We start from the raw sequence: 1,740 nt of genomic DNA, 5'->3' as shown, positions 1-1,740 counted from the left end.
CTAACCCAGTCCCTCCCCCACCTGAGCTGACCTCGCGCCCCGCGAGCCCCGCGGCCTCGCGCCGATCTTGCAAGTTTCAGCCCCGACAAAGGCGGCCAAAAGCGGCAAGAATAGGGCCGAAAGTGCAAGATCGCGGAGGCAGGCGGGGGTCAGGGGTCCTGGCGGGGCGGCGGTCAGGCGCCGAAGCGGCGTTGGCGGGTGGCGTAGGAGCGCAGCGCGCGGAGGAAGTCGACCCGGCGGAAGTCCGGCCAGTTCAGCTCGCAGAAGTAGAACTCCGAGTGGGCCGACTGCCAGAGCATGAAGCCGGAGAGCCGCTGTTCGCCGCTGGTCCGGATGATCAGATCCGGATCGGGCAGGCCCCGGGTGTAGAGATGCTCGGAGATGTGGTCGACATCGATCGAGTTGGCCAGCTCCTCGATGGTGCCGCCGTTCGCCGCGTGCTCCAGCAGCAGCGAGCGGACCGCGTCGGCGATCTCCCGGCGGCCCCCGTACCCGACCGCGATGTTGACCTGCGCGCCGCCGCTACGGTCCCGGGTGCGCTCCTCGGCGGCCTTCAGCGCGGCGGCGTGGTGCGCGGGCAGCACGTCGAGCGCGCCCACCATCCGCAGCCGCCAGGGGTTGCCCTCCTCGGCCAGCTCGGTGGTGAGGTCCTCGATGATCTGAAGCAGCGGGTCGAGCTCGGCGGCCTGCCGGGAGAGGTTGTCGGTGGAGAGCAGCCAGAGCGTCACGTGCCCGACGCCGGCGGCATCGCACCAGCGCAGCAGCTCCTTGATCCGCTCCGCGCCCATCCGGTGGCCGTCGTTCGGGTCGACGAAGCCCATCTCGCGGGCCCATCTGCGGTTGCCGTCGCACATCACACCGACGTGCCGGGGCACCGGCTTGCCCGCGAGCTTCGCCGTGAGCCGGCGCTCGTAGAGGGAGTAGAGGAGTTTCCGCAGAGTCATCACCTTGCAGGGTAGCGACCCTCGTTGAAGATCAGCGCCGCGGTGGTTGATCCCGGCTCAGCAGACCGATGCCGATCATGGCGAGGCTGCGCCCGTCCAGCCGCCCGTCCCCGAGCCCGAGTTCGACCACGGTGCGGTAGACCCGGTCGTCGCGCCGGGCCGCCCGGACGGCCCCGTCCACCACCCGGCGGTGCCGGGCCAGCCAGGCCGCGACCGAGCTGTGCCGCAGGTGCGTACCGAGCCGCCGGCGCAGCGCCCGCTCCGCCGTGGACCCGACGGCCAGCACGTAACCGGGCCGGCCGGCCCGCCCGACCCGCTTCCAGTACGCCGGATAGCGGTTCTGCCCCGGGGTGAGGTTGCCGTCGAGCACCCCGCAGACCACCGTCTCGCCGGTGTTGAAGATCAGCCGGTTGCAGGTCCAGTAGTCGCCGTACACCTCGTGCAGCCCGGCCCGGCGGACCGCGGCGGCCAGCTCGCGGGCCTGCCGCTCCTCGGCGCGCAGCCCCCGGGCGTCGGCGATGAAGAGACCGGTGACCACCAGCGCGGTGACGGTCAGCACGGCCAGCACGGCACCGGCCAGAGCACCGCCCAGCCGGCCGATCATCGGGGCCCGGTGCCGCCAGGTGTGGGCGGCGGCGAGCCACAGCGGCCAGAGCACCGCCGGCAGGGAGATCTGCAGCACCGACAGGTACCGGGAGTAGGCCAGCGGTTCCGCCGCGGCGAGCGGGCTGCGGACGTACGCCAGCAGGGTCAGCGCGGCGCCGGCGACGAGGGCGAGCCTGTCTCTTATACACGT

General features: G+C 72.3%; 1 protein-coding gene and 1 pseudogene. Both read right to left on the bottom strand.

Translation table 11 applies throughout. From position 1 onward, the window contains the following. Positions 1–173 precede the first annotated feature (173 nt). On the bottom strand, positions 174–944 hold the full coding sequence (locus DKL51_RS14845) for an isoprenyl transferase (RefSeq protein ID WP_109946950.1): 771 nt from the start codon (positions 942–944) through the stop codon (positions 174–176). 31 nt (positions 945–975) lie between these two features. Continuing rightward, positions 976–1,740 (bottom strand): annotated as a pseudogene (locus DKL51_RS14840) (hypothetical protein); the annotation flags it as partial.

The sequence above is a fragment of the Micromonospora globispora genome (assembly GCF_003857015.1).
GTDB classification, from domain to species: Bacteria; Actinomycetota; Actinomycetes; order Mycobacteriales; family Micromonosporaceae; genus Micromonospora; species Micromonospora globispora.
Note: the sequence above shows the minus strand (reverse complement) of the source record. Positions and strands in the feature narration are given on the sequence as shown.

Coding starts and splice junctions, on each gene's coding strand:
- DKL51_RS14845 (WP_109946950.1), bottom strand. CDS start 944: ATGACTCTGCGGAAACTCCTCTACTCCCTCTACGAGCGCCGGCTCACG.